Genomic DNA, 6640 nt, shown 5'->3' with positions numbered 1-6640 from the left:
TGCAAAATCAATCACGAAAGGCCAACACGCCCTCGTACAGGCCCCATAGAAAATCTATCACTTAAATAAATAACCTGAACTGCGGACAACTATGATACAAATATATTAGCGTTTAAACTTAGTCTCTAAAATAACAGATGATGTTGTGCGCTCCACCCCATCAAGGTTACCAATATCATCAAGTAAATGGCTCAGTTGCTCTAAGTTTTGCGCTTGTACAACGGCAATTAAATCAAATTCGCCACTTATGGCATAAAGCTGCGATATTGCATCAATTTGTTTTAGTTCTAAATTAGTTTTAGTGGTGAGCTTTTGCTTTACCTTTATTGACACGTGCGCCGACACCATCTTACTTAGGTAGTCATCTCCATAATCGACGCTGTAACCTTTAATGACTCCATTTTCTTCTAACTTCAACATCCTACTTTGCACTGTAGAGCGAGATAAATTTAGCAGTCTAGCAAGATCCGAAATACTCGCTCTGGCATTTGTTTTTAGTATAGATAATAGCTTTTCGTCTTGTGGAGTTATCATAATGGTTATTAATTTCGTTATTTTGACTTTTATTTTAATCATTTTTCACAAAATAGCACTGCAAATTTAACTGACAACCTTCGATAATGACGCCTTATTAAAACTAATACCGTGTTTGCTGAAGAATAATGGCTATATTCTTCTTTGATTTAGCAACTACTATCTTATCTAAGCCCTCAATTTAGGTGTACAAAATGCAAGTAACTAGAGATTTATTCAACGATGTAATGGTACCAAACTATAATCCTTCAGCGGTTATCCCTGTTCGTGGTGAAGGTTCTCGCGTGTGGGATCAAAACAACAATGAATTTATTGATTTTGCCGGTGGTATTGCCGTTAACTGTTTAGGTCATTGCCACCCAGCACTAGTTAAAGCATTAAAAGAGCAAGGTGAAAAGATTTGGCACTTATCAAACGTAATGACTAATGAGCCTGCGCTCCGTTTAGCTAAAAAAATGGTCGATGCGACTTTTGCTGAAAAAGTGTATTTTGCAAATTCAGGCGCTGAAGCAAACGAAGCAGCGCTTAAACTAGCGCGTCGTTTTGCATTAGATGTACATGGCGCTGAAAAAACACAAATTATCGCCTTTAATAAAGGCTTCCACGGCCGTACGTTCTTTACAGTAACAGTGGGCGGGCAAGCCGCTTATTCAGATGGTTTTGGCCCAAAACCTGCTGACATAGTGCATTGTGATTTTAACGACATTGCTGCATTCGAAGCGCTGATCAGCGATAAAACGTGTGCCGTTATGATGGAACCATTACAAGGTGAAGGCGGTATAATTTCACCAACAGATGACTTTGCTAAAAAAGTACGAGAGCTTTGTACTAAACATAACGCATTACTCATTTTTGATGAAGTACAAACAGGTGTTGGCCGCACGGGCGATTTATACGCGTACGAAGGTTTAGAGGTTGTACCTGACATTTTAACAACGGCAAAAGCACTTGGCGGTGGTTTTCCTATTGGTGCAATGATCACCACAACTGAGATTGCAGCTCACTTAAAAATTGGTACACACGGCTCAACGTATGGTGGTAACCCACTTGCATGTGCGGTTGCAGAAGCCGCATTTGATACTGTAAATACGCCTGACGTACTAAATGGTGTTAAAGAGCGCGAACAGTTATTCCGTGACGGTTTAAACGCTATTAACGAAAAGTACAACGTATTTAGTGAAGTACGCGGTAAAGGCTTATTAATTGGCGCGGTATTAAATGAGCAGTTTGCCGGACGCGCTCGCGACTTTTTAGTAGCAAGTGCTAACAATGGCTTAATGAACTTAGTGGCGGGTATGGATGTGATCCGCTTTACACCATCTTTAGTTATTCCGTTTGAAGATATTAAAGAAGGCTTAGCGCGCTTTGAAAAAGCCGTTGGCGATGTAGTAAACGGTTAATATAGTTTAAATTAGCACGCCTACTGGCGTGCTATTGGAGCAAGCAATAAATGCAAGTATTACGTCCTATTACTGCCAATGATTTTGACGCGCTTAAACAAATTGCGATTGAATCAGGCCATGGATTTACCTCTTTACCTGTGGACGACGCACAACTTAAAGAAAAAATTGAACGTGCTGAAACAAGCTTTGCTAAGAATGTTAACCAACCTCTCGATGAAAGCTATTTATTTGTTTTAGAAGACAGCGAAACCGGTGACGTTGTTGGGACAACCGCTATTGAAGCCGCAGTAGGCTTATCGGTTCCTTTATATCATTATCATTTAGGTAAAACGGTACACCACTCACCTACTTTAAATGTATATAACACTGTCGACATTTTAAGCATGTGTAACGACTACACAGGTTGCTCTGAAATATGCACATTGTTTTTGCGCGAAAATAGCCGCAAAGGTTTAACGGGTCGCTTTTTATCACGTTCACGCTTTTTATTTATGGCTCAGCATAGCGAGCGTTTTGCCGATACCGTTATCGCAGAAATGCGCGGTGTTAGCGACGAAGACGGCCACTCGCCTTTTTGGCAATGGCTGCAAGAGCACTTTTTTAGTATTGAATTTCCAGAAGCGGATCACTTAGTGGGCTTAGGCGATAAGGTATTTATTAGCGAATTAATGCCTAAATACCCAATTTATGTAAATTTGCTTAGTAAAAAAGCCCAAGCAGTTATCGGCCATGTGCATGAAAAAACAAAACCTGCGCTAAAATTATTAGAAAAAGAAGGTTTTGAGCACAGAGGCTATGTTGACTTATTTGACGCAGGCCCAACGGTTGAAGCAAAGCTTGGTAATATTCGCAGTATTCGCGACTCTCAAGTTTGCCCTATTACGATTGGTGAGCTTGATCACATATCACAAAATAGCTCTGATACGCTGGCTGTATGTAATCAAGGCGTAAGTGGCTTTAGAGCAACATTTACCAAAGACGCACATTACAACCATGCAAAACATACCCTCGTTATTAGCCAAGATGTGGCTAAGGCGCTTAATTTAAGCCAAGGAGATGCAGCGCGATTTTTCCGCCTGTAAATTATTTATGAATACACACCTAATTAATAACCAGTGGCATGTGGGCCTTGGTCCGGCATTTGAGTCAATCAATCCAAGTAATGGTGATGCGGTATGGCGCGGTAATGGCGCAAACGCTGTTCAAGTAGATTCAGCGGTAAAAGCAGCCAGAGCCGCGCAAATACAATGGGCAGACACACTGCTTGAAGAGCGTATAGCCATTTTGGAAAACTTTGCCGCACAATTAAAAGAACACAGCGAAGAATTTGCGACCATAATTGCGCGCGAAACAGGTAAGCCATTATGGGAAACGCGCACCGAAGTGGGCGCAATGACAGGCAAAATAGCTATTTCAGTTAAAGCGTACCATGAGCGTACCGGTACAACCGAAAACCCAATGCCCGGTGCTAAAGCGTTTATTAGACACAAACCGCATGGCGTTGTGGCTATTTTTGGTCCGTATAACTTTCCTGGGCATTTACCAAACGGGCATATTGTTCCTGCAATTTTAGCAGGCAACACCGTGATATTTAAGCCATCAGAACTTACACCGCACGTTGCAGAATTCACCCTCTCTCTTTGGCTAAAAGCAGGTTTACCCGCAGGCGTTATTAACCTTGTACAAGGTGAAATTGAAACAGGTAAAGCACTTGCCTCTCATAAAGATATCGATGGCTTGTTTTTTACAGGTAGCTCAAACACCGGACACCTATTGCATAAACAATTTGCAGGACACCCAGGCAAAATATTAGCGCTCGAAATGGGTGGCAATAATCCTCTTATTGTAAAAAACGTGAGTGATGTGAGCGCTGCTGTGCACGACATTATTCAATCAGGCTTTATCACTTCAGGTCAACGCTGTACGTGTGCACGCCGCTTATTTATTGAGAAATCACTTAATGGCGATGCTATTTTAGAAAAGCTAATAAGTGCGACTAAACACATAGTTGTAGATGACAGCTTTGCTACAGAGCAGCCTTTTATGGGTGCAATGATAAGCGAAAAAGCAGCCCTTGGTATGGTCACCGCACAAAATGAATTAGTCTCAAAAGGTGCGCAAATACTTGTTGAACTAAAACAATTAAAACCAGGTACAGGCTTTGTAAGCCCAGGTATTATTGATGTAACAAGCATTACCGACATGCCCGATGAAGAGCACTTTGGGCCGCTTGTAAAAGTATATCGTTATACTGATTTTGACAACGCAATTATTGAAGCTAACAACACAAGTTTTGGTTTATCTGCTGGTTTACTAGCTGATAACGAAGATGATTACACACACTTTTTAAAGCGTATTCGTGCCGGTATTGTTAACTGGAATCGCCCTATTACCGGCGCCTCTAGTGCTGCACCGTTTGGTGGAATAGGTGCCAGTGGTAACCACAGAGCAAGTGCCTATTACGCTGCTGATTATTGTGCTTACCCTGTTGCATCTGTTGAATCAGACACAGTGAGCTTACCGAAAACCCTCGCGCCGGGCTTAATAATAGAGTAACTAAATAACCAAATTTAAGGATTTAAAATGCATTCTAATGTAAACACATTATTTGATAACCTTTGGAGCAACTATTTAACAGTGACGCCATCGGCCGAGAAAATTCATGACCTTTTAGGTTCAACGCAAAAAGATGACATCATTAACGACCATATTGCGCTGCGTACATTTAATATTGAAAAGGTCGGTCTTGAAAAACTCGCCGCTCACTTTTTAGCTATTGGTTACAAAGAATGTGGTGAGTACCACTTTGAAGCTAAAAAACTTTACGCAAAACACTATGAACATAGCGATCCGAATCAACCAAAAGTGTTTATTTCTGAGCTATTAGTCGAAAAATGCTCGCCAGAGTTACAAACCATCGTAATCGACATGGTTGATAAAATTGATGAAAATGCTGTCACTGCTGATAACTTTTTGTATTCAGGAACGCATTGGCAAGTAAGTACTGATACTTACAAGCAATTGCTAGCCGAAAGCGAGTATGCAGCGTGGATGTCAGCGTGGGGCTATCGTGCAAATCACTTTACCGTCAATATTAATACGCTTGCTAAGTTTAATAACATACATGATGTTAACCAAGCGCTAAAAGACGCTGGCTTTGTACTTAATACATCAGGCGGCGAAGTAAAAGGCTCACCAGAGGTGCTACTTGAGCAATCATCAACACTTGCTGATGATTACGCTGTCACATTTAGTGATGGTGACATGAGTATTCCTAGCTGCTTTTATGAGTTTGCGATTCGTTACCCTAAAGCAGACGGCGAGCTTTATACTGGTTTTGTAGCAGCCTCAGCTGACAAAATTTTTGAAAGTACCAACGCACGATAATTGAATCTGTTGTGTTTAAGTATAAAAAAAGCCCGTATGGGCTTTTTTTATAAAGACAACTCAAGCATTTCTTGGTAGTTTTAAACAAAAAGGAAATTGCATGAATATTTTAAAACATTGTATTTTCATTAGTTTACTTAGTTTACCTCTCCTAGCCGAAGCTCACTCTTCCCTTACTATATTGTCCCGTGCGTATAATGACGATACGACTGAGCGCACAACTGAAAAACGTTTTTATGCTCTTTTCCAACAAATACTACGCGATGAATTTAACGTTAGTACAGAATGGACTAACCATGCTCGCTTAATAAAGCGTTTATCCGGGCCGCAACCTGTATGCAGTTATAATATGATTAAAACAAAGCAACGAGAAAAGCTTTTCTTGTTCTCTGAAATACCCACAACAATGTTCGTACAGCGTAAAATTTTTGGATATAAAGAGACCCTACAAGGGCTACCAGAAACAGTGTCTGTTTCTAAATTACTTGCAGATCAAAAAACATTTGGAATTGTTGCATCTGCCAGTTATCAAGAGCTAGATAACATGTTTGCAGATTATCAGCATCAAGTGGCTTCTATAAATAGTGCCGATAGCTTTGCACAATTAGGGCAATTACTTATACATAAACGCATCGATATAATTGTTAATTACGAATACACTGTTAAATCATTTTTATCTGACGAACAGTATGCCCAGCTAGATAGCCGTGCAATAAGTGAATACCCCGAGTTTATTAATGGTTACTTTGCTTGCAGCCAAACAGTCGAAGGCGAAAAAGCAATAACCTTAATTAACCAGTATATGCGTACCCCCGCAATGTATGAATTTCTTAAAGGAGTCCACTATGACGGGTTCGATGCAGATACTGCTAAACGCATGATGCACGTGTACGAAACAAAATATTATGTAACCCCTCTAAAACCAATAAATAAAAGATGATGTAATCAAACGGTGTTAAACCGTTGTACATCGCGATACCACTACATTGTGCAATATTAATTATTCAGCACAAGATATTGTTAAAATTTACAGTCAGCGAATGCAGATAGAAGAGTCCTTCCGAGACTTAAAAACACAAGTAATGGTTTAAACTTACGTCATTGTCGTAGCTATGGAAAAGGCCGCTTGAATGTAAGCGTCTAGCTAACGACACCTAGCTTTGCTTAATGTTCCAAGGTAACAGCGGCTCTAGGTTATCTGGCTGATTAGCAAGGTGCTGCAAGCAAATAGAAATATAATCATGCACCACAAGGTCATTGGCCTTTGCGGTTTCAACAAGACTATAGAGTACGGTACTCGCATGCGCGCCCTTGCT

Annotated in this window: 7 protein-coding genes and 1 pseudogene; 6 read left to right on the top strand and 2 right to left on the bottom strand. The window is 40.5% G+C overall.

The annotated features are described in order from the left end of the window. Positions 1–105: 105 nt before the first annotated feature. Positions 106–534 (bottom strand): Lrp/AsnC family transcriptional regulator, encoded by a 429-nt coding sequence (locus CWB66_RS14685; protein ID WP_077538768.1) that lies wholly within the window; start codon positions 532–534, stop codon positions 106–108. 194 nt (positions 535–728) lie between these two features. Here CWB66_RS14685 and CWB66_RS14680 point away from each other — a divergent pair, with 194 nt between their 5' ends. From CWB66_RS14680 to CWB66_RS14655, 6 genes and pseudogenes are all read left to right on the top strand, one after another. Next, entirely contained in the window at positions 729–1934 is a 1206-nt protein-coding gene (locus CWB66_RS14680; RefSeq protein WP_138585947.1) for an aspartate aminotransferase family protein, read from the top strand. Positions 1935–1984: 50 nt separating this feature from the next. Continuing rightward, positions 1985–3019, top strand: a complete 1035-nt coding sequence (gene astA, locus CWB66_RS14675; RefSeq protein WP_077535202.1) for an arginine N-succinyltransferase — start codon at positions 1985–1987, stop codon at positions 3017–3019. Between the two features lie 7 nt (positions 3020–3026). Then, entirely contained in the window at positions 3027–4493 is a 1467-nt protein-coding gene (gene astD / locus CWB66_RS14670; RefSeq protein WP_138585946.1) for a succinylglutamate-semialdehyde dehydrogenase, read from the top strand. A gap of 27 nt (positions 4494–4520) precedes the next feature. Continuing rightward, positions 4521–5324, top strand: coding sequence for a DUF1338 domain-containing protein (locus CWB66_RS14665; protein ID WP_138585945.1), 804 nt, complete (start codon positions 4521–4523; stop codon positions 5322–5324). Between the two features lie 100 nt (positions 5325–5424). After that, complete coding sequence (locus tag CWB66_RS14660) at positions 5425–6264, top strand: hypothetical protein (RefSeq protein WP_138585944.1); 840 nt, start codon at positions 5425–5427, stop codon at positions 6262–6264. A 40-nt stretch (positions 6265–6304) separates the two neighbouring features. After that, a pseudogene (locus CWB66_RS14655) lies at positions 6305–6465 on the top strand (transposase); the annotation flags it as partial. Between the two features lie 13 nt (positions 6466–6478). Here the strand turns inward: CWB66_RS14655 and CWB66_RS22965 are convergent. Further along, the coding region (locus CWB66_RS22965) for a transposase domain-containing protein (RefSeq protein ID WP_138585943.1) at positions 6479–6640 on the bottom strand (162 nt) is incomplete at its 5' end.

Source organism: Pseudoalteromonas sp. S558 (genome assembly GCF_005886635.1).
GTDB lineage: Bacteria > Pseudomonadota > Gammaproteobacteria > Enterobacterales > Alteromonadaceae > Pseudoalteromonas > Pseudoalteromonas aliena.
Note: the sequence above shows the minus strand (reverse complement) of the source record. Positions and strands in the feature narration are given on the sequence as shown.